At 55.8% G+C, this 23,616-nt stretch carries 11 protein-coding genes and 1 pseudogene; 5 read left to right on the top strand and 7 right to left on the bottom strand.

The window, feature by feature from the left end; all coding sequences use genetic code 11:
- Positions 1 to 123: 123 nt before the first annotated feature.
- Entirely contained in the window at positions 124 to 681 is a 558-nt protein-coding gene (pagP, locus tag RTM06_RS07115; RefSeq protein ID WP_409455791.1) for a lipid IV(A) palmitoyltransferase PagP, read from the top strand.
- On the top strand, positions 671 to 2,188 hold the full coding sequence (locus RTM06_RS07110) for an alpha/beta hydrolase (RefSeq protein ID WP_312180964.1): 1,518 nt from the start codon (positions 671 to 673) through the stop codon (positions 2,186 to 2,188). Before pagP ends, RTM06_RS07110 begins: the two co-directional genes overlap by 11 nt.
- On the opposite strand, the gene RTM06_RS07105 is transcribed toward RTM06_RS07110, so the two are convergent.
- The 3 genes and pseudogenes from RTM06_RS07105 to RTM06_RS07095 form a co-directional block, all read right to left on the bottom strand.
- A complete protein-coding gene (locus tag RTM06_RS07105) occupies positions 2,175 to 3,140 on the bottom strand; it encodes an acyltransferase family protein (protein WP_312180962.1) in 966 nt (321 codons plus the stop codon). The genes RTM06_RS07110 and RTM06_RS07105 overlap by 14 nt on opposite strands.
- A complete protein-coding gene (locus RTM06_RS07100; protein ID WP_312180960.1) occupies positions 3,137 to 6,199 on the bottom strand; it encodes an efflux RND transporter permease subunit in 3,063 nt (1,020 codons plus the stop codon). The genes RTM06_RS07105 and RTM06_RS07100 overlap by 4 nt, the downstream gene beginning before the upstream one ends.
- Positions 6,199 to 7,267 (bottom strand): annotated as a pseudogene (locus RTM06_RS07095) (efflux RND transporter periplasmic adaptor subunit). The gene RTM06_RS07100 and the pseudogene RTM06_RS07095 overlap by 1 nt, the downstream one beginning before the upstream one ends.
- A gap of 760 nt (positions 7,268 to 8,027) precedes the next feature.
- On the opposite strand from RTM06_RS07095, the gene RTM06_RS07090 reads away from it, so the two are divergent.
- Entirely contained in the window at positions 8,028 to 10,715 is a 2,688-nt protein-coding gene (locus tag RTM06_RS07090; protein ID WP_256698956.1) for a cation-transporting P-type ATPase, read from the top strand.
- A gap of 125 nt (positions 10,716 to 10,840) precedes the next feature.
- Complete coding sequence (locus tag RTM06_RS07085) at positions 10,841 to 11,881, top strand: AI-2E family transporter (RefSeq protein ID WP_312180958.1); 1,041 nt, start codon at positions 10,841 to 10,843, stop codon at positions 11,879 to 11,881.
- A 73-nt stretch (positions 11,882 to 11,954) separates the two neighbouring features.
- On the opposite strand, the gene RTM06_RS07080 is transcribed toward RTM06_RS07085, so the two are convergent.
- A complete protein-coding gene (locus tag RTM06_RS07080; RefSeq protein WP_312181011.1) occupies positions 11,955 to 14,999 on the bottom strand; it encodes an efflux RND transporter permease subunit in 3,045 nt (1,014 codons plus the stop codon).
- Positions 14,999 to 16,087, bottom strand: a complete 1,089-nt coding sequence (locus RTM06_RS07075; RefSeq protein WP_312180956.1) for an efflux RND transporter periplasmic adaptor subunit — start codon at positions 16,085 to 16,087, stop codon at positions 14,999 to 15,001. Before RTM06_RS07075 ends, RTM06_RS07080 begins: the two co-directional genes overlap by 1 nt.
- Positions 16,088 to 16,594: 507 nt before the next feature.
- Here RTM06_RS07075 and RTM06_RS07070 point away from each other — a divergent pair.
- Entirely contained in the window at positions 16,595 to 19,294 is a 2,700-nt protein-coding gene (locus RTM06_RS07070) for a cation-transporting P-type ATPase (RefSeq protein ID WP_312180954.1), read from the top strand.
- Positions 19,295 to 19,330: 36 nt separating this feature from the next.
- On the opposite strand, the gene RTM06_RS07065 is transcribed toward RTM06_RS07070, so the two are convergent.
- Together RTM06_RS07065 and RTM06_RS07060 are read right to left on the bottom strand one after the other, a co-directional pair.
- On the bottom strand, positions 19,331 to 22,396 hold the full coding sequence (locus tag RTM06_RS07065; protein ID WP_312180952.1) for an efflux RND transporter permease subunit: 3,066 nt from the start codon (positions 22,394 to 22,396) through the stop codon (positions 19,331 to 19,333).
- Positions 22,393 to 23,538: an efflux RND transporter periplasmic adaptor subunit gene (locus RTM06_RS07060; protein ID WP_312180950.1), complete on the bottom strand. Its 1,146-nt coding sequence runs from the start codon at positions 23,536 to 23,538 to the stop codon at positions 22,393 to 22,395. Before RTM06_RS07060 ends, RTM06_RS07065 begins: the two co-directional genes overlap by 4 nt.
- Positions 23,539 to 23,616: the final 78 nt, after the last annotated feature.

Genomic DNA, 23,616 nt, shown 5'->3' with positions numbered 1-23,616 from the left:
CAGGTCATTTCCTATAGCAATAACAAGCAACTATAATCTAACCGGTTAAGTGGCTTGATCTGCTTTAGAGCACATCAGCTTTTCCACTCCTTTTCGTGGCGGTGAATTTCAGAGGCATACATGATGCGAACTCTTCAGGCGGCCTGGTTGCTCTCTCTGGCCCTGTTTGTCTGCCCCGCCTCGGCGGCCAACTCGCTCAGCGATGGCTGGGAATGGCTCAAGCAGGACGTTTCACAAACCTGGCAGGAACCGCAGTATTACGATCTCTATCTGCCTTTCATCAGCTGGCATGCCCGCTTCGCCTACGATAAAGAGAAAACCGATAACTACAATGAAACGCCGTGGGGCGGCGGGTTTGGCGTCTCTCGCATTAACGAAGACGGCAACTGGAGCGCACTCTATGCCATGGCGTTTAAAGATTCCCATAACAAATGGCAGCCGATCGTGGGTTATGGCTGGGAGAAAGGCTGGTATCTGGATCAAGCGCAAGATTTTCGTCTTGGACTGGGATTAACCGCCGGGATTACCGCGCGCGATGACTTCGCCAATTACGTGCCGCTGCCGATTGTTTTGCCGCTGTTCTCCGCCGGTTATAAACGTTTCAACGTGCAGTTCACCTACATTCCTGGCACGTACAACAATGGTAACGTGCTGTTCGCTTGGGTACGCTATGCCTTCTGATTCCGCCAACGCGTTGCACAAAGACCGCATCAGCAAAGTCCTCAAGCGCATTGCTTTAGGTTTGCTGGTCTTGCTGGTGATGTTCCTGGTGATCCGCGGTTATCAATCCGAGCAGGGCCCGCCACTGCATCGCTGGCATACGTGGTCGGCGGATGAAATGTCGGTGGATGAGATCGATCGTGCCAGCTTCGCGGATTATCTGACGCGTGAAGCGGCGATTTTCCACGACATGAAAATCAACGTGACCGATCAACTCGGTGACGATGAGAAAACGGCACTCAATCGCTTCAACACACAAAGCCCGGTTTATCCGGCGCGATTCGACACCGACTGGAACCGTTCTTACATCCTTGAACCAGAGGGCGAAGTGAAAGGCGCGGTGGTGCTGCTGCATGGATTAACCGATTCGCCCTACAGCATGCGCTATCTGGCGCAGGCGTATCAGCTGAAGGGTTTTGTGGCTGTGGTGCCGCGCCTGCCTGGACACGGCACGGCGCCCGGTTCGCTCACCAAAGTTGACTGGCAAATGTGGATGGCGGCAACCCGCTTAGCGGTGCGGGAAGCGACGCGCTTGGCGGGCAGCAACGTGCCTTTGCATCTGGTTGGTTACTCGAACGGCGGTGCGCTGGCGGTGAAGTACAGCCTTGATACGCTGCAGAATAACACGCTGCGTAAACCGCAACAGTTGGTGTTGCTGTCGCCGATGATTGGCGTCACCGCTTATGCACGCTTTGCCGGATTAGCCGGCTGGCCCGCCATCATTCCTGGCTTCGCCAAGGCGGCATGGCTGAGCATCATCCCGGAGTACAATCCCTTTAAGTACAACTCATTTCCGGTGCGCGCGGCGCGTCAATCGTGGCTGCTGACTCAGGCGATGCAGGATCAGCTGCTGCATGTGATTCGCGGCGGCAATATGACGGCGTTTCCGCCAGTGCTGACTTTCCAGTCGGTGCTGGATTCCACCGTCAGCACCCGCGCGGTGATCAATGCGTTCTATCGCTATTTACCGGACAACGGCAGTGAACTGGTGATGTTCGATGTAAACCAGGCCGCAAACTTACGCGCGCTGTTCAGGCCCGCGCTCTATTCGGCGGTCAATGATTTGTTGCCGCCTGCGCCGCGCCGCTATGCCTCAACGGTGATCACTAACGCGTCACCGACCACCTATCAAACCGTGGCGCGCATGACGCCAGCGGATCAGACACAAGAGATCGTGCGTTCAATGCATGAAGCCTGGCCGCAGGATACCTATTCGTTATCGCACATTGCCGTGCCGTTCCCGCTCAGCGACTCGCTGTATGGTCGCGAGCCAACGGAAAAGAATCGCTATGGCATCAGCTTCGGTACCATCTCGCTGCGCGGTGAAACCGCCAGCCTGATCGTTAGGCTGGATACGCTGATGCGCAACACCTCCAATCCGTTTTTTGATTACATGATGCTGAAAATAAAAGGGCGCATTGATTGCAGCAGCCAGCCCAATCTGCCGGCGTGCTTTAAAGCGTTATGACTTTTTTCAGCCAGCCGCTGGCGAGGATCAGTTTGGAGAGCAGCACCGAAGCGGCGAAGGTCACGGCAATCAGCGTCAGTTTCGTGGCCAGCGAGGTGATCGGAATCAGCGCGGTGAGCAGATGGAAAACCGAGTAGTGCAGAATGTAAACGCCGGTCATGGTTTTGCTGATGGTCGCCAGAATGGTCTCTTTGACCAGCGTATTGCGGCGAAAGCGCACCTGGCTGGCGGCGATCACCAGCACCACCACCAGCAGATAGATCTGCGAGCCGGTGAGAATAAAGGCATTGCGATCGGCTTTGAATAGCGCAAAAAAGAAGTGCTGCTCATAAAACCAGGTAAACAGGTAGATAAAGGGCAGGGCGATCACCGCGCCGCGCGCCACCTTTTTACGCTCCATCCAGTCATTAATCAGCGGATCGCACAGCAACTGACCGGTTAAATAAAACAGCAGCCAGGTCCAAAGCCGATACTGCGGCTCGAGCCGGAACAGCGGATCCTCCGGATGCAGTACCGCCAGCAAATCGTAGCCATACGAAAAGGCTAACAGCGCAAACACCAGCCCAATAAACGCGAGCCGATGCTGGCTGAGCCACAGCATCAGCGGGTGAAAACTGTAGATGATAATGAACGAGAAGACGAACCACGGCTGAATCAGGTAGCCGCGCTGATAAGGCTCCCACAGATAATAGACCGTCATCCAGAACAGAAACACGATCACCAGATTACGAATCTTGCCCATCTGCCAGTTTACGTCCTGCTCGGAACGGGCATCCATAATCCCGGCGACGACAAAAAACAGCGGCGTGGCGATGGTGGAGATAAAGGTCAGAAACGCCAGAATCCAGTGATAATCGTAATCGTAGCGATCCCAGGTGTTATACACGGTAAAAAACGTCACCGCCGTCATACATCCCAGCGTTTTAATCACGTTGAGGCCGGTCACATTCATGATGCGTTCGCCGCCTGTTGACGATGGAAGCAGGCGTAAATTACCGGCAGCACCAGCAGCGTTAGCACCGTGGCAAATCCCAGACCAAACATGATCACCACCGCCATGCTCTGGAAGAACACATCGCGCAGCAGCGGCGCCAGCCCAAGCACAGTGGTAAAGGCGGTGAGCAGAATAGGGCGCAGACGCGAAGTGGCGGCGTAGATGATCGCTTCAGCCTGCGGCTTCAACAGCTTCTGCTGTTCAATCTCTTCGACCAGCACGATGCCGTTACGAATCAGCATGCCGCTCAGACTCAGCAGGCCGATTAACGCCATAAAGCCGAACGGAATCCCGGTGATCAAAAAGCCTGGCGTCACGCCAATCAGCGCCAGCGGCACCGTCAGCCAGATGGCGACAGCGTTTTTCAGCGAGCTAAACATCAGCACGGTGATCACGAACATCACTAAATAGCCCAGCGGCAGCGAGGTAAACACGCCTTGCTGCGCTTCACTGGAGCTCTCCGCATCGCCGCCCCACTCAATGCTGTAGCCGTGCGGCAGTGGGATTTGCTCAATCTGCGGCTTCACGCGCGCCACAATATCCCCCGAAGTATCGTTGCTGAGCGGATTCAGGTCGGTTTGCACGGTGAGCACCCGGCTGCGATCGCGGCGCAGAATCAGCGGATCTTCCCATTGCAGCGTAAAGCCGCTTACCACGTTGCTGAGCGGGATGTACTGCTGCTGGCTCTGGCTCCACACCAACACGTTATTGAGATGATTAGCGTCCTGCCGTTCACTGGCCGGTGGCCGCACGATCACCGGCAGCAGGTCAGCGCCTTCACGGTACAGCCCGACGCGGCTGCCGGTAAAATTCATCTCCAGCGCGTTATCCACGTCTTGTTTATCGACGCCCAGCTCGCGGCCCAACGCCAGATTGAACTGCGGACGAATCACCTTGCTGCGGTTTTGCCAGTCATTGCGCACGGTCTCAGTGGCGGGATCGGCGGTGAGGATGTCGCCAACCTGGCTGGCGATCAAACGCATTCTGTCGGGATCGGGACCTTTAATACGCACCTCAATCGCGCTGCCGCCCGAAGGGCCAAACATCACGCGTTTGGTGCTGGCGTTGACCTGCGGATACTGGCGCGCAATGTAGGCATCAATACGGTGTGACAGCGCGGCGATATTGCGCTGATCGTCCATGCGCACCATGATCTGCGCATAGTTACTGTACTGGCGCTGCCCGTTGTAGGTGAGAATAAAGCGCATGCTGCCCTGGCCGATGGTGGTGACGGTGGACACCACGCCTTTTTGACCGGTGATCGATTTTTCAATGTCGCTGGCCATCTGCTCGGTGGCGTTGATGTCGGTGCCGTACGGCAGCCAGAGATCGACGAAGAAGATCGGCGTATTGGCCGAAGGGAAGAAGTTTTGCCGTACCGATCCGAAGCCCCAAATCGCCAGCGCCAGCAGCACCGCCATCAGCGCAAGCGTGACAGTTTTTTGCCTGAGCAGCACCTTGAGCATGCGCTGATAGAGACGATAAAAACCGCCGTTGTAAGGCGAAACCTCGGCTGCCGCTTTGGTCGGTGCCTGCGCTTTGAACAGCCACCATTTGATCAGCACCGGCGTGATGGTCAGCGCCGAGAACCAGCTCAGCAGCAGGGAAATCAGCAGCACCTGGAACAGGGATTTACAGTACTCGCCGGTGGAATCCTGCGATAGACCAATCGGCGCAAACGCCAGGATGGCGATAATGGTCGCGCCCAGCAGCGGGAAGGCGGTGCGGCGAATGACAAAGTTGATGGTGGTCATTAGCGGTGAATTTTGCTGACGCGCGATCAGTACGCCTTCGACAATCACAATCGCATTATCCACTAGCATGCTCAGCGCAATAATCAGCGCGCCCAGCGAGATACGCTGCAACTCAATGCCGCACAGATACATGATCAGTAGCGTGCCCAGCACATTGAGCGCCAGCGACAGCGCGATGATAATGCCGCTGCGCACGCCCATAAAAATCAGCAATACGCCAACCACAATCGCCAGTGCCATCAGGAAGTTAGCAATAAAGCCGTTAACCGAATGCGCCACTTCCGCTGCCTGATCGTAAAACACATTGATCTGGATGCCCGCCGGTTTTTCTGCCGACATCTGCTGCAGTTTGGCCTCCAGCGCGCGCCCGACATCAATCACATTCACGCCGGGAATAAACGAAATGCCCATGGTAACCGCCGGACGTCCGCTGGCGTGGTAAATGCTGGAAGGCGATTCACTCAACCCGCGCGACAGCGTGGCGATATCGCGCAAGCGAGTGGTGGCGTGATCGCCCGGCGCACTGACCAGCAAGTCGCCTAACTCTTCGATGTTTTGAAACTCGCCGGTCGGATGCAGACGGATCGATTCCGTGCCAGCTTTGATATCGCCCGCATTGGAGACTACGTTGAGGCGGCTCAACACGCTGGCGAGTTGCGGCAGCGAAATGCCGCGCGCGGCCATCATCGTCAGGGAAACATCGATATTGATTTGCTGTGGGATCACGCCGCCCAGCGCCACTTTACCGACGCCCGGCACCAGCACCAGTTCACGACGCAGCTGTTCGGCGTATTGCACCAGTTCCGGGTTGCTGAAGTTGTCGCCAGAGATAGCGAAGAAGAAACCAAACACATCGCCAAAATCATCGTTAACGAACGGCGCGGCCACGCCGGGAGGAAAGAAACGCGCCGCATCGCCGACTCTGCGCCGCAGTTCATCCCAGATTTGCGGCAACTGGTTTGAGTGGTAACGCGAGTCAATGTTCACTGTAATCTGCGACAGTCCGTTGGACGAGATGGAGCTGACATTGTCGAGATAGGGCAACTGCTGCAGCGCATTTTCCAGCGGCAAAGTGACTTCCTCTTCCACCTGCTGGGCAGACGCGCCGGGATAGTGGGTGACAACCACCGCCGTTTTAATGGTAAACGCCGGATCTTCGAGACGACCAATATTGAGCAGAGCAAAAATACCGCCGACGCCCAATAACAGAATCGCCAGCCAGACGCGGACCGGATTATCGATAAACTGCCGGGAGATATCCATCACAGCCCCCGCTCACGCGTCCAGATGCGAACCGGTTGTTGAGCATGCAGCTCATTGACGCCAGCGGCGACCACGCGCTCACCGGCATGCAGCCCGGCGGTGATCACCACGCCGCGATCGGTCACTTCACCCACGCTGACTTTACGATCCTCTAACGTCAGCTGATCGCCACTGCCTTGCACTACCCAGACATGCGGCTCATTGCGCTGGCTGTTATCGGGATTGAACACCGCTTCCACCGGCACCACCAGCGATTCGCGGTTCACGTTGGCGGGCAGATTGGCGAGGTTAATCGTCACCGTGCCACTGACGCCGCCCACTGCGGGAAAATCGTCCGGACGCGGCATGGTTAAAATGATCTGCCAGGTCAGCGAGTTGGTGTTACTGCTGTTGGTGTGCTCTTTGTAATCGGCCTGGAATTCGCGGTCCGGCAGCGAGTTGATGCGCACCACCGGGCGATAGCTCAGATTGCGCATATCCAGCGTGGTAAACAGGTTTTCCGGCACGCTGAACACCACGTCGAGCAGATCGTTGCGGGTCAATGTGGCGATGGTCTGTCCGGCGGCGACCACCTGATGATTGCGAACGTTGACGACGGCGGCCACGCCAGTGAACGGCGCAGTCAGCGTCATTTGGCTGAGCTCTTCACGGGCAATCTGTAGTGCAGCATTCGCCGCATCGCGGTTGGCACGCTGCACATCCATCTCTGCCTTTGAAATCGCCTGACGACCGGATAGCGTTTGGAAGCGGTCAAATTGCCGTTGGGCGAGAGTGGCGGCGGTTTGTCGTTCATTGACGCGCTGCTAACCTGGCGATGAGCTGGCCCTGCTCAATGCGATTGCCCTGACGAATATCCAGCGATTCAATTAGTCCAGCACGTTTAAACGACAAATCGGTGGAGTCGCCGGACTCAATGCGTGCCGGGAAGATGCGTTGTTGAGATTCGCCGGAAGCCATAACCTCAACGACTTTAACCATGCGCGGCGGTGGCGTGACTTCCTGTGTTTTTTGATCGCAACCAGTTGTTATCAATATAACAATGGCAATCAGCGTAATATAACGAGTCACTGTTTTATCCTCAGCAACAACGAATCCATTGTTGGCATTATTTGAGTGGATAATTTAATTACCAAGCATAGAAACAACCGCATAAGTGAATAGTCCTACGGCGGAGCAGGTAACGATTGCAATGACAACATAAAGACTCAGACGGAGCAGGCTATAACCATACATCGTTGCCTCCATTAACCATGACCACAGAAAAACTGCGCCATCGCCCTAAAAGGTGAGAAGTATTAACGGGATGTTTTTGTTATCGATGAGCATAGACGTAGATGTCAAAAAAAGTAAAGGCAGATAGCTTGTAATATTTTTGACGAAATAAACAGTATTTAAATTCGTTCAATATCCAATAAAGAGATTTAAAAACCATGAAAGCAGGATAAAACACTTACTTAAAATAACCTCATTATTTGCTTAAAAACAGCCAGCCTTATGAATTATCACACTATATTTTTATTATTATCTGTGATCGGATTAGTCTGATGAGATAAATGGGTTCCGTCTCGCGACTTTTATTGAGAAATAAATGTGTTGAATATCCCTGTGCTACGTTTATAGCGTTCATTTTCCAAAAGACTTTCAATTTCGTATAGAAAATACGGCTGCTCCACTGCCGCTGAGCAGCGATTAATTACATATATTTCAATCTGAAACGGACCGCTTCACTCGACGGGTAAGTCAGGTCTGATCTTTTCGTTCAATGGCGACTTGTTAATCACGGGATATCACCGCCTTGATTTCCGAAACAGGATTTGAGGAGAAAGCGATGAATACTGCTAAACCGGAAAGTACCTATTATCAACTTTCTGTCGATGAAACGCTGGCCAGTACGCAAAGTTCCAGCGAGGGAATCAGTAGTGCTGAAGCGGCGGCGCGCTTAACACAGTACGGGGAAAATGCTCTGCCACAGAAACCCGGCAAGCCGGTTTGGCTGCGTTTTCTCGCCCACTTTAACGATGTTCTCATCTATGTTCTGCTCGCCGCCGCGCTGCTGACTGCCGTAATGGGACACTGGGTCGATACGCTGGTGATCCTTGGTGTCGCGGTGGTGAATGCCCTGATTGGACATATTCAGGAGAGCAACGCGGAGAAATCCCTGCAAAGTATTCGCAATATGCTCTCCAGCGAAACGGTGGTGATCCGCGCCGGCAATCACGAAACGCTGCCCACCACCGCGCTGGTGCCGGGTGATGTGGTGGTGATCCGCGCCGGCGACCGCATTCCGGCGGATCTGCGCGTGATTGAGGCGCATAACCTGCGCGTTGAAGAAGCGATTCTGACCGGCGAATCCACCGTGGTGGAGAAAGGCACGGACGCGCTGACCGGCGAGCTGCCGCTCGGCGACCGCACCAATCTGCTGTTCTCCGGTACCACCGTCAGTTCGGGCGGCGGAAAAGGGCTGGTGATCGCCACCGGCGGCGCCACGGAACTTGGCCACATCAACCAGATGATGTCCGACATCGAAAAGCACCGCACACCGCTATTGGTGCAAATGGATAAACTCGGCAAAGCGATTTTCCTGATCATCCTGGCGATGATGGCCGCGCTCTTTGTCTTCAGCTTGCTGTTCCGCGATATGCCGGTTTCCGAGCTGATGCTGTCACTGATTAGCCTCGCGGTGGCATCTGTTCCTGAAGGATTACCGGCGATTATCTCGATCATTCTGTCGCTTGGCGTACAAACCATGGCGAAGCAGCAGGCGATCATCCGCAAGCTGCCGACCGTTGAAACGCTGGGCGCGATGACGGTGATCTGCTCGGATAAAACCGGCACGCTGACCATGAATGAAATGACGGTGAAAGCGATTATCACCGCCGATCAGATCTACCGCGTTGATGGCGTCAGCTATGAACCGGTGGGCGCCATCCATAAAGCCGATGACACCGTGCCGGTGAAAGTGGCGCAGGGTTCGATACTGGAGCGCTATCTGCGCACCATCGATCTGTGTAACGACAGCCAGCTGATCAAAGATGAAAGCGGCCTGTGGAAAATCACCGGCGGCCCGACCGAAGGCGCGCTCAAAGTGCTGGCCGCCAAAGGACATCTGCCTTCAGTTACCACCGAACTGCGCAATAAAATCCCCTTCGATTCGCAATACAAATACATGTCGACGCACTATCTGATCGGCGATGAAGAGTGCGTATTGCTGACCGGCGCGCCGGACGTGCTGTTCAGGCATTGTCAGCAGCAGCAAACCGAAGCCGGGCTGCAACCGATCGATCTGGCGTGGTGGGAAGCCAAAATTGAAGAGTATGCGCGCGAGGGATTACGCATGGTGGCGGCGGCCTGGAAACCGGCCACGCCAGGGCAAAGTGAACTGACGCATCAGGATCTGCAGCAGGGTATGATTCTGCTCGGCATCGCTGGGATGATGGATCCGCCACGACCCGAAGCCATCACCGCGATTGGCGACTGCCTGCAAGCAGGAATTCGCGTCAAGATGATCACCGGCGACCATCCACAAACGGCGATGAGTATTGGGCAGATGCTGGGAATCGGTAACGCCAGTACTGCCATTACCGGACGCGAATTGGAAGTAATGGACGATCATCAACTCGGCGAGGCGGCGCAGGCTTACGACATTTTTGCCCGCACCAGCCCGGAAGATAAATTCCGTCTGGTGCAGGCACTGCAGAGTAAGAAAGAGGTGGTCGGGATGACCGGCGATGGCGTTAACGATGCGCCTGCGCTGAAGCAGGCCGATGTCGGTATCGCCATGGGGATTAAAGGCACCGAAGTGACCAAAGAAGCCGCCGATATGGTGTTAACCGACGACAACTTTGCCACCATTGCCAGCGCGGTGCGTGAAGGGCGGCGTGTCTATGACAACCTGAAAAAGACCATTTTGTTCATCATGCCAACCAACCTCGCGCAGGGCTTGCTGATCATCATTGCCCTGCTGGCCGGTAACTTAATTCCGCTGACGCCGGTATTGATTCTGTGGATGAACATGGCGACCTCCGCCACGCTCTCTTTTGGCCTGGCATTTGAAGCGGGTGAACCCAACATCATGCGTCGTCCGCCACGCGATCCCAAATTGCATGTGATGGATGGTTTCGCCATCTGGCGCGTGATTTTTGTTGGTTCGATGATTGCCATCAGCGCCTTCGTGCTGGAAGCCTGGCTGCAACCGCGCGGCTATTCGCCGGAATTTATCCGTACCGTGTTATTACAAACGCTGGTGACAGCGCAGTGGTTTTATATGCTGAACTGTCGTGTGTCTGACGGCTTCTCATTAAGCAAAGGTTTGCTGATGAATAAAGGCATCTGGATTGTGAGCGGCGTGCTGCTGGTCCTGCAATTGCTGATTATTTACGCGCCCTTTATGCAGCTGCTATTTGGTACCACCGCGCTACCGTTACGCTACTGGATTATTACTCTGATCATTGGCTTCGTGATGTTTTTAATTGTCGAAATCGAAAAACCATTAACGCGGAGATTCAGAATCAATTAATAGCGCGTGACATTCAGGCCGTTGCAATCACGGCCTGAATGTTTTTCGTCACTTGACCTCAAACAAGGCCCAGCGCACAGGTTTTTCTCTATAATACATTTTGTATAGGATGAAGGATCTTAACGATGGGATTGAACGAGTTTCCTTTATGGTCAAGACTTTTGCGCGTACTGTTAATTCTCGCCACGCTGACCATAATTCTGAGCGGTATTTATCTGGCATCAGCATTAATTAATCAGGTGATGCTGTCGCTGTTTCTGGCGATAATGCTCGACCCATTAATCAGTCGGCTCGAAAGAAAACGCGTGCCGCGTTTACTCTCATCCTTGCTGGTGATTGTGCTGCTGTTACTGGTGATTGTGTTTACCATCATCAAACTCACAGTATTAACCCCCGATTTAATTCAGCTGAGCCGCCAGGCACCGCAGCTACTGGCCGAACGCTTCGAGCCGGTGACGCAGACGTTTAGTCATCTGGGCATTGTGTTGACGCCCAACGACATGCTGGCGTTTGTCGATGCGGGTGCGGTGGTGCGTTTTGTCACCGGTTTTCTCACGCAAATACCGAGCATTCTTTCCTGGTGGCTGATGGTATTTCTGATGCTGTTTTTCATGCTGTATGAAATGAAAAATTTGAAAACTCTGTTACGTAAACAGGCCGAAGGGAAATATCAGCGCTATTACGTGGCGCTTGAAGAGGGCGTGCAAAGCGTTATCGTTTATGCCCAGGTAAAAACCCTGACCAGTATTGTCGGCGGCATTATTGTTTGGGCTGGCGCGCATCTTCTTGGTCTGAAGTTCGCCTTTTTCTGGGGCGTGTTGATGTTTGTTTTCAACTATATTCCGGTGCTGGGTTCATTTATGGCGGCGATCCCGCCCGTGCTGCAAAGTTATATGCTGTACGATATCCAAACTGCATTGGTGGTCGCGCTGTTCTTTGTGGCACTGAATTTAATCCTGAGTTCAGTGATTGAACCGTTATTATTGGGCAAACGATTAAATATGGCGCTCACCACACAGCTGTTGGCATTTCTTGTCTGGCAATCGCTGTTGGGCATCATCGGCGCAATTCTGGCGATTCCGCTGACGTTTATGTTGAAAAAGATATTGCTGGCGAGTGCAGGAAACGAAAAGCAGGGAGAGCATATTTCAAAAAGGTCGCCATAAATGGCGACCCTACGAACACCGTTCTCGCTTTTGTAGGGTCGCCATTTATGGCGACCTCAACACACCCCAAGCATCAAACCTTCTTACCCGGATAAAAACTCTGATACAGCACCGGCAACACCAGCAGCGTCAGCACCGTGGCGAATCCTAAACCGAAAATGATCACCACCGCCATGCTCTGGAAAAACACATCGCGCAGCAGCGGTAGCAGGCCGAGCACGGTGGTGAAGGCGGTGAGCAGAATCGGGCGCAGACGCGAGGTTGCGGCATCGAGAATCGCTTGCTGCAACGGCTGATGCCGCGCCAGCTGGCGCGTCTCCTCAACCAGCACGATGCCGTTACGAATCAGCATGCCCGACAAACTCAGCAAACCGATCAACGCCATAAAACCAAAAGGGATGCCGGTAAGCAGGAAGCCGCAGGTGACGCCAATCAACGCCAGCGGCACGGTAATCCAGATCGCCAGCGCATCGCGCAGCGAATTAAACATCAGCACGGTAATCACAAACATCGCGAGGAAACCTAACGGCAGCGATCCGAGCAGGCCGCTCTGGGCATCACGGGAACTCTCCAGCTCGCCGCCCCATTCCAGATGATATCCGGCGGGCAAGCTCAGCTGATCGATTGCCGGCTGCACGCGCGCCACAATCTCTGCAGCGGTGCGACCGCTGGCCGGATCGGGATCGGTCTGTACAGTTAATACGCGCATGCGATCGCGACGCATAATCAGCGGGTCTTCCCATTCCAACTGGAAATCACTCACCAGATTGGCCAGCGGCACATAGCGCTGTTGCGCCTGACTCCACACCTGAATATTGCCAAGATGATCGATATTCTGCCGCTCATGTTCTGAGGTTTGCAGCATGATCGGCATCATGCGTGAGCCTTCGCGCAGCAAGCCAACGCTATCGCCACTGAAGTTGATACGCAGCGCCCGGTCGATATCGCGCTTGTCCACGCCCAGCTCCTGACCGCGCAGTGGCGAATACTGCGGACGGATCACTTTACTGCGCGCCTGCCAGTCATTACGCGGCGGAAATGCGCTGCCTTCGGCGAGGAAAATGTCGTCTATCTGGCTGGCAATCTGCCGCAGCGTGATGGGATCGGGGCCAGTGACGCGTAACGCAATAGCGCTGTCGCTGGCACTGCCGAAATTGATGCGTTTGATGCGCTCTGTCACCTGCGGGAAATGATCGCGGATGTGCTGCTCGGTCTGCTGCGCCAGCGTTTCCAGCTGCTTCGCGTCCTGCACGCGCACCATAATCTGCCCGTAATTGCTGTACTGACGCGTCGCGTCGTAGGTCAGCGTAAAGCGCATCGCGCCCTGACCAATGGTGGTCACGGTGCTGGTGACGCCTGGCTGCTGGTTGATCCAGCCTTCAATTTCGCGCGCGGTTTGCGCGGTGTAATGGATATCGGTGCCATACGGCAGCCACAGATCGGTAAAGAAAATCGGCGTATTGGAGGCCGGGAAGAAGTTCTGCTTAACGTAACCGAAGCCATAGATCGAGGTTGCCAGACACGCGACCATCAGCACCAACGTGGTAATGCGGAAGCGCATCAGCGTGGTGAGCACACGGCGATACAGGCGGAACAGCACGCCCTGATACGGCTGTGTGGTGTCCTTGCTGATCGCCTTACGGCCATCCATCCACTGCACGAATACCGGCGTCAGCGTCAGCGCGGTGATCCAGCTGAGCAGCAGAGAAATCAGCAGCACCTGGAACAGCGATTGACAGTATTCGCCGGTGGAATCCTGCGATAGCCCTATCGGCGCGAAGGCAATGATGGCGATCACCGTGGCGCCTAGCAGCGGCAGCGCGCTGCGTTTCACCATCTGCATCATCGCCTGTTTCAGCGGCTTACCGCGCTGACGATCGACCTTGATGCCTTCCACCACCACGATGGCGTTATCCACTAGCATGCTGAGTGAGATAATCAGCGCACCCAGCGATACGCGCTGCAGCTCGAGCTTGAACAGATACATGATCAACAGCGTGCCCAGCACATTGAGCGCCAGCGAGGCGGCGATCACCATGCCGCTGCGGACACCCATAAACAGCAGCAGCGTGCCCACCACAATCGCCAATGCCATCAGGAAGTTATTGATGAAGCCATCCACCGACTGCTTCACTTCCTGCGCCTGGTTATAAAACACATTCAGATCGATGCCGAGCGGTTTGGCCTGCTGATGCTGCTGGATTTTGGCGCTTAACGCCTCGCCGACGTCGATGACGTTGACGCCAGGCGCAAAGGAAACGCCCATCGCCAGCGCGGCGTTGCCGTTCGCGTGATAGAGATTGCCCGGCTGGTGGGTCACGCCATAGCTGAGCGTGGCGATATCGCGCAGCAACACTTGCTGGCTGCTGCCGGGCGCAGAGATGGGTAACGCGCCGATTTCGTCCAGCGACTGAAATTCGCCGGTGGGATGGAAACGGATGGCTTCATTATCGAGACGAATCTGGCCCGCATCGGAAACGGCATTAACGCTATTGAGCAACGCGGCCACGCGCTGCGGCGTCACACCCAGTGCCGCCATCTTCTGGCTGGAGAGCGTGATATTCACCTGCTCCTGCTCGATACCGGCAACCGCCACTTTCGCCACGCCGGGCACCAGATTCAGTTCACGCCGCAGCTGATCGGCGTAGGTACGCAGCTCGCTATTGGTGAAGTGCTCGTCCGACAGGGTAAAGAAGTAACCGTACACATCGCCGAAGTCGTCATTCACCAGCGGTGCGCTGACGCCGGGCGGAAACTGGCGTGTGGCATCGTCAACGCGGCGACGCAGTTCATCCCACACCTGAGGCAAGTCATCGGCGCGATAGTGGCTTTGAATCGTAACGGTGATCTGCGACAAGCCGTTGCTGGAGATCGAACTGACGTTGTCGAGCGATGGCAAACGCTGCAAGGCGTTCTCCAGCGGCAGCGTGACTTCCTCTTCCACCTGCTGCGCCGACGCGCCGGGATAGTGCGTCACGATCACCGCCGATTTGATGGTGAAAAGCGGATCTTCCAGGCGGCCAATATTGAGTAGCGCAAAAATACCGCCCACGCCGAGCAGCAGGATCACCAGCCAGCTGCGAATCGGGTATTTGAGAAACTGTTCCAGCAGGTGCATCACAGACCTCGCTCGCGTGTCCACAGGCGCACCGCCTGACCATCACGCAGATCGCTGACGCCCGCGACCACAATGCGATCGCCCACTTTCAAACCGGAGAGAATTTCGATGCCCTGCGCATTGAGTTTTCCCACCACCACCGGCTGCTGCTGAACGTTAACCACATCGCCTTCACCGCTCACCAGCCACACGTAAGGCTGATTCGGCAGGCTATGATCCGGGTTAAACACCGCGTTGGCGGGCACGCGCAGCAGTGGCGTGCCACCGGAAGTGGGCAGATTATGCATTTGCACTTTCACCGTGCCGCTTAAGCCGCTGACCTGCGGTAAATCCGTCGGGCGCGGCATGGTCAGCACCACTTGCCAGGTTAGCGTGGCGGCATCAGCTTCTGCGCGATGCTCTTTATATGCTGCGCGAAACGTCCGGCCCGGCAGCGCATTCAGGCTGATCTCTGGCAGATAACTTACGTTCTGCACGTCGAGGCTGGTGAACAGGTTTTCCGGCACGCTGAAAATCACATCCAGCACATCGTTGCGGCTGATCACCGCCACCGTTTGTCCAGCGGCGACCACCTGATGATTTTGCGATGCTACGCTGGTAACGATGCCGTCAAAGGGGGCGCGCAAGGTGTGATAATCCAGCTCCTCTTTGGCGATGTTGAGCGCCACTGCAGCGGAGTCGCGATTCGCCTTTTGCACATCCATATCCGCCTGCGAAACCGCACTGCGCGTTGCCAGCGCACTGAAGCGTTGATACTGGCGATCTGCCAGCAGGAATCTGTTCTGCTGATCGTTGACCCGCAGCTGCGCATCGGTATCGATCAGCCGACCAATCACCTCGCCAGCCTTAACATGGCTGCCTTCACGTACCTGCAACTGTGCCAGTCGGCCGGTACGCTTAAAGGCCAGTTCGGTGTAATCGCCCGCTGAAATACGCGCCGGGAATATCCTGACTTTTTCTGTGGTATTTTCCGTCAGCGTTAGCGCTTTAATTACGCGCGGTGCGCTGATTTCATCACCGCTTTTATTGTCACAACCGATCAAAACCAAACAAATTAGAAGTGCGCCCAGCACTGGCCAATTATTCATGCCCCAGCCTCAATAAGAGAGAAAGGGCGGGAATATGCCATTGTCTGAAGGAGGGAATAATGACCCTCAGCAAAATAAGGGCCATTATAGGAAATGAATTTTGTGTGTTTAACCTTGGTTTAATTTAGCTGTGCATGGCGAAATCAATTATGCCACCATGCGCGAAACCACATGGTAAGAGAGTAAGCCGATGGCGGTAGCTGAGGATACCGCAATGATAATAAAGGAGATAATCATCGGTATTGTCAGGTTATGTATTTTATTCATAATAATTCTCCCTATGAATAATAGATTCCGTGATGAAACTAAAATTAATATGCGTTACGCACCCTTTCTATTTTCGTTTAAATAATAACGCTGCGAAATCAGTGCTATCACTATTAGCATCACATTTCTGAATCGATAAAAACATGACCACGGTCAGTATGCTTCGGGAAAATATAATTAAAATGTGTTTTTTATTTTCGCACGCTTTTTTATTTTCAATTCATTAGCACGGGGTTAATTATGACTGTTATTCCTATTCAGCCAAAACGTCCGGAGGCATCCGCGCGGCCCTATTATCAGCAGGATAACGCTGCGGTATTTAACGCAATAAACAGTTCACCAGCGGGGTTGAGCACTATCGACGCCCAGCAACGGCTCAACGCCAACGGGCCGAACGTGCTGCCGCAGAAAGCGGAAAAGTCACTGCTGATGCGTTTTCTGGCGCATTTCAAAGATGTGCTGATCTATATCCTGCTGGCTGCGGCGGTGATCACGGCGGTAATGGGCCACTGGGTGGATACCTTTGTGATTCTCGGCGTGGCGGTGATCAACGCGATGATCGGCTTCATTCAGGAGAGCAACGCCGAAAAGTCGCTAAAAAGCATCCAGAACATGATGTCGAGCGATGCCATGGTGCTGCGCGACGGCCAGCAGATCACCGTCGCCACGCAGGATCTGGTGGTGGGCGATGTGGTGATGCTGCGTCCTGGCGATAAGATCCCGGCGGATTTGCGTCTGTTCGAGGTGCATAACCTGCGCGTCGAAGAGGCAATCCTGACCGGCGAATCAACGGTGGTGTCAAAAAACACCGTGGCGCTTGAGGGCGAAAAAGCGCTCGGCGATCGCCTGAATCTGGCCTATTCCGGCACCACCGTCAGTTCAGGTACCGCGCTGGGCGTGGTGATCGCCACCGGCGGCGACACCGAGCTGGGTCACATCAATGCGATGATCTCCTCGATTGAGGAGGCGAAAACCCCGCTGCTGGTGCAGATCGACAAGCTCGGTAAAGCCATCTTTGCCATCATTATGCTGATGATGATTGCGCTGTTCGTGTTTGGTTATCTGCTGCGCGACATCGCGGTGACGGAGCTGCTGCTGTCGGTGATCAGCCTGGCGGTGGCGGCGGTGCCGGAAGGTTTACCGGCGATTATCTCGATCATTCTGTCACTCGGCGTGCAGTCAATGGCGCGTAATCACGCCATCATTCGTAAGCTGCCGACGGTCGAAACGCTTGGTGCCATGACGGTGATCTGCTCGGATAAAACCGGCACGCTGACCATGAACGAGATGACGGTGAAAGCGGTGGTGCTGGCGAACAGCCAGTGGCGCATCAGCGGCAACAGTTATGAACCCAAAGGTGAGTTCACCCTTGAAGCGGGTCAGCAAAGCGATGCGCTGATGCAGGGCTTTTTGCAGGTGGTGGATATCTGTAACGAAAGCCAGCTGCGTCAGGATGCCAACGGCAACTGGGGCATCGTGGGTGGCCCAACCGAAGGGGCGCTGAAAGTGCTGGCCGCCAAGGCGGGGATCCAGAGTGAAAAGGTGCAGATTCTCAGCAAGTTGCCGTTTGATTCTGCCTACAAATACATGGCGGTGAGCTGCCTGATTGATGGCAAACCGTGCCTGCTGATGACCGGCGCGCCCGATGTGTTGCTGTCGCTGTGTCAGCAGCAGCAGGGCGCAACCGAAGCGGAAGTGATTGATCGCGGCTACTGGGAAGCGGCGATCACCACTTACGCCAGCGAAGGGTTGCGCACCGTTGCCGCCGCGTGGCGCTGGCTGCCGGAAGCGCAGCATCATATCGATCACGATGATTTACGCAACGGCATGAAGATGCTGGGCCTGGCCTGCATGATGGATCCGCCGCGTCCGGAAGCCATCACCGCGATTCGCGACTGCCAGCAGGCAGGAATTCGCGTGAAGATGATCACCGGCGACCACCCGGAAACCGCGATGGCGATTGGCCAGATGCTGGGCATTGGTAACAGCGATTCTGCGATTACCGGCTATCAGCTGGAGCACATGGATGATGCCGAGTTGGGCGTGGCGGCGCGTGAGTACGACATCTTTGCCCGTACCAGCCCCGAGCATAAGCTGCGTCTGGTGAAAGCGCTGGAGAGCAGCGGTGAAATCGTCGGTATGACCGGTGATGGCGTCAATGATGCGCCTGCGCTGAAGCAGGCTAACGTCGGTATCGCGATGGGCATCAAAGGCACCGAAGTGACTAAAGAGGCGGCGGATATGATCCTCGCCGATGACAACTTCGCCACCATCGCAGCGGCGGTGAAAGAGGGCCGTCGCGTTTACGATAACCTGAAGAAAACCATTCTGTTTATCATGCCGACTAACCTTGCGCAGGGATTGCTGATCATCATTGCGATTCTGATGGGCAACCTGCTGCCGCTCACGCCGGTGCAGATTCTGTGGATGAACATGGCGACCTCGGCAACGCTGTCGTTTGGTCTGGCATTCGAACCTGCAGAGCGCAACATCATGCGCCGCCCGCCACGTAACGCGCGCAGCCCGGTGATGGATGGTTACGCCATCTGGCGTGTGATCTTCGTTGGCCTGCTGATTTCGATTAGCGCCTTTGTGCTGGAAGCCTGGCTTCAGCCGCGCGGCTACACGCCGGAGTTCATCCGTACCGTGCTGTTGCAGATGCTGGTCACCGCGCAGTGGGTTTACATGCTGAACTGCCGTAACAGCAACGGATTCTCGCTGGATACCGGCTTGCTGAAAAATCGTGGCATCTGGCTGGTCACCGTGGTGCTTATCGCGCTGCAGGCGATGATTATCTATGTACCATTGATGAACACGCTGTTTGGCACCGCGCCGCTGCCGTTTAAATACTGGCTGATTTCGCTGGCGGTGAGTGTGGGGATCTTTGTGCTGGTGGAGATAGAGAAGCGCCTGACACGCGGCTGGCGTCTGGCACGTTAAGTCATGTTGGCTGGCGCAATGCCAGCCAACACTTTGTCATTTAGATGAAGACGCTGATTCACGCTGCATCACCAGACTGAGCGCTGCGGGCAACACCGTCAGCGTCATCAGCGTTCCCACCAGCAACCCACCAATGATGGCGTAGGCCATCGGCCCCCAAAACACCTGATGCGAGATGGGAATCATGCCTAAAATCGCGGCGCAGGCGGTAAGAAGAATCGGGCGGGCACGATGCTCTGCCGCTTTGCTTACCGCATCGTTGCGTGACATGCCAACGCGCAGATTGCTATCGGCTTCCATGATCAGGATTACCGCGTTGCGGATGATCATGCCGGCTAACGCAATCATCCCGAGCAGGGCAACAAATCCCATTGGCGTGCCGCTGGGTAGCATCGCCAAAACAATGCCGGGAAGCCCAAAGGGCGCCATCGCCAATGCCAGCAACATGCGCGATATTCGTTGCAGCTGCACCATCAGCAGAATTAGCATGACAAACAACGTCACCGGCAATACGGCAAACACCGAACCGTTACCTTTATCGGATTCGGCAACCGTGCCCTCTTCATCAAGCGTGTAACCCGGCGCTAATCCGGCGCGCAGCTGCTGAACAGCCGTACTGAGCTGCGCGGATGTGGCTTCCGCCTGCATGCCTGCCGCTACATCCGTTTGTACCACCACATAGGGAAAACCCTGTCGACGCCACATCACCGGATCCTGCAATCCCCACTGCAGCGTCGCCACCTGGCCGATGGCGATCTTCGTGCCTGCTGCGGTGGTCAGTTTGAGCGCAGCGAGGCTACTCAAATCCAGCCGGTCAGCATCGTCGGCGCGCAACACCACATCAACCAGCCGATTATGATCTCTCACGGTCGTCACGCTTTGACCGGACCACACGCGGTTCAGCAGCTGCGCGATATCCTGTGAAGAGACGCCAGCCGCGCGGGCTGCAGTCTGGTTCACCACAAAAGTGATGACGCGTTCCGGCTCGCCCGCCGTCATGTTTACACTGCGCGTCGCGCGTGATTGCCCGAGGATGCCTGCCAGCTTTTCTGCATACTGTTTCACCACATCGTAATGCGGCCCGCTGATGCGATAGCGTATCGGCCAACCGACCGGTGGCCCCAGTTCCAGCGGCGATACGCGCGTCACCACATCGCTGAATTCACGTGCCAGCAGACGGTCGAGTTCGGCTTTCAGCCGATCTCTCGCCGCCAGATTTTTGGCCACCACCACCAACTGTGCAATGTTTTCATCATCGTTGAGCACGTCCATCGGCAGATAAAAACGCACGGCGCCGCTGCCGCTGTAGGAGGAGAAGTGGTCAATATTCGCGTTGCCGCTGAGTTTCGCTTCGAGCTGTTCCACCACACTTAGCGTGCGCGCCTGCGATGCGTTCGCGGGCAGCGTGAGGCTGACCAGCAGCTCCGGGCGATCGGAGGCGGGGAAAAACTCGCCCTGCATATGGCTCATGCCCCAGATGGCGACCATCAGCGAAGCACCCGCCAGACCGAGCGTGAAACTTCGATGGCGCAGGACCTGTGAAATCAGATGGCGATAGAGACGCGACAACAAACCGGGCCCAGCGTGAGAATTACCTTGCCTTGATGACAAGATCCAACTGCCGGTCAACGGAGAGAACAGCACCGCGACAACCCAGGAACTGAGCAGCGAGATCAGCACCACGACAAACAGCGAGTAGCAATATTCTCCCGCGCCGGATGCGGCGAAGCCGACGGGAATGAAACCGGCAATCATCACCAGCGTGCCGGTGAGCATCGGAAATGCGGTAGTTTCAAAGGCCACCGTGGCGGCGCGCCAGCGGGAATCACCGGCTTCAAGTCTAGCGACCATGGTTTCCACCGCGATCATCGCGTCATCAACCAACAAGCCCAGCGCAATGATCAGCGCGCCAAGGGAAATACGTTGCAGCCCAATGCCCGCCAGCATCATGCCGGTAAACGTCATCGCCAGCACTAATGGAATTGCCGCTGCCACCACTAAACCGGCGCGCAGTCCAAGCGACACGAAAGAGACGGCTAGCACGATAACGATAGCTTCGCCGAGCACCCGCACAAATCCACTGACCGCATTGCTGACCACCCGCGACTGATCGGCTACCTTCGTTACCTCAATGCCGTGCGGCAGTTGGCTGGCAATTTGCGACATCTTAGCCGTTAACGCGTTACCAAAATCCAGCATATTGCCGGTCGGTGCCATTGAGATCGCCAGCCCAATCGCGGGCTTACCGTTGACGCGATAAAGCGGCATTGGCGGTTCGGCAGGCACACGCGACAGCGTGACGATATCGGTCAGGGGAATGTAGCGATCGTTGAGATGCAGCGTAACGGCACGCAGACTTTGTTCCGAGTTGAAGGCACCGCTGACGCGCAGCGAGATGTTATCGCTGCCGGTGCGAATGACGCCTGCGGATGATAAGGCATTCTGCGCCTGCAAGGCATCGGTGACCTGCTGCAGGCTCAGGCCCATACCCGCTAGTTTGCGCGGAGAAAAGCTGGCAACAATCTGCTCCTCCTGCACACCGAGCAACGCAATTTTGCCGATGTCTGGCACGCTCATCAGCCGATCGCGAATTGATTCGACGCGATCGCGCAATTCACGTGCACTGAATCCTTCAGCGGTAAAACCGTAAATCGTGCCAAAGGTATCGTCAAAATCGTCATTGACCGCCGGGCCCGCAACGCCCGCAGGCAGCGTGCTGCTGACATCCTGCATTTTCTTGCGCACCTGATACCAGATGTCCTGCACTTTGGCGGGCGGCGTGCTATCGCGTAGATTAACAAAGATAACGGTTTTGCCGGGATGCGTTTCGCTCTGCACGTAATCCAGATAGGGCACTTCCTGCAGCTTTTTCTCCAGCGGCTCAGTCAGCAGTTGCACCGTATCGTTGAGATCGGCGCCGGGCCACTGCGCGGAGACTACTGCGGTTTTAATGGTAAAGGCGGGATCTTCATTGCGCGGCAGCGCCTGATAGCTGAGCATGCCAGCGCCAAGGATCATCAGCATCAGAAAAGCCATCAGCTGTTGATGAGTTAGCGCCCAAGCGGAAAGGTTGAATTTAGCGCGAGCTGAATGTTCACTCATGGCTGCTCATCTCCCAGCGCAACCGCTTCGCCATCGCGCAATGTGCTCACGCCGGCCGTGACCACGCTTTCGCCTGCCGTGAGACCACTCGCGATATAGACTTCGCTGGCGGTGTAGCGGGAAATCACCACCGTACTGCGCGTTACCTTGCCGCGCTGCGCATCCAGCACAAACACCGCCGGCTTGCCCGCCAGGCGAGTCAGCACGGATGCAGGAAGGATGAAGGTGCGTGGATCGCTTTCTGGCAGCGCAACGCTGACGCTGGCACCCAGCAGCATTGCTGGCGGCGGGTCGTCCAACGTTAATCGAACCCGCCAGGTGCGCGTCTGTGAATCAGCCTGCGGGCTGATATCGCGCAGATGCGCCTGTGCGATAATCGCCGGTGAAGCGAGCAGGGATACATGAAAGGCGTCGCCAGGAAGCGAGGAAAATGCCGCCGGGAAAGGTACATCCATCACCACATCTCGCTGTGTACCGCTTGCCAGCGACATCACCGTTTGACCGGCGCTCACTACCTGTCCGGCAGATGCGCTGACGGCGGTGATCACGCCGCTAAAAGGGGCCGTTAGCTGGGTCCAGCGCAGATTTTCTTTCGCGTTGTTAAGTGCGGCTTCGCTGCTCTGCAGACGCGCAGCGGCGGATTGCCAATCGGATTGCGCGCTGTCGAGTTGCGCGCGCGCAATCGCACCGGAAGGCATCAACTGTTTCATACGGTGCAGATTCAGCGCCGCGACGCGTTCCGTTGCCCGTGCGCTGTCGGTGTCAGCCATCGCACTCTGTAACGCGTTTTGGGTCGTGCTGCTTTCTAACGTGGCCAGCACCTGGCCCGCGTTGACGCGGTCGCCCACTTCGGCAGATCGCGCCAGAATCCGCCCATCCAACCTGAAACCCAGCGATGTTTCGTCATGGGCGTGAATATCACCGGTCATCTGCACTTGTCGCCCTTGCGTGGCAGGCTTCACGATGATGAATTTTACCGGCCGGGGAGGCGCCGGGGGTAAGGGATCGCGTGGCCCGCAGGCGGTGAGCGATAAGGCGATGACCACCATGCAGGGCAACAACGGCAGCAACGCTATTAAGCGTTGTGCATCGATAAGATGATTGGCGGCCTGTTTGACCAGGCCGGTGAAAGAGTCTGTCATGGCGCCTCTCCGTACAAGGATTTGGCGCCATTAAAACGGCTTACTGTCGAGATTCTTTGTACGGCGAGTCAAGATCCT

Source organism: Pantoea sp. CTOTU46764 (assembly GCF_031974595.1).
Lineage (GTDB): Bacteria > Pseudomonadota > Gammaproteobacteria > Enterobacterales > Enterobacteriaceae > Pantoea > Pantoea trifolii.
Note: the sequence above shows the minus strand (reverse complement) of the source record. Positions and strands in the feature narration are given on the sequence as shown.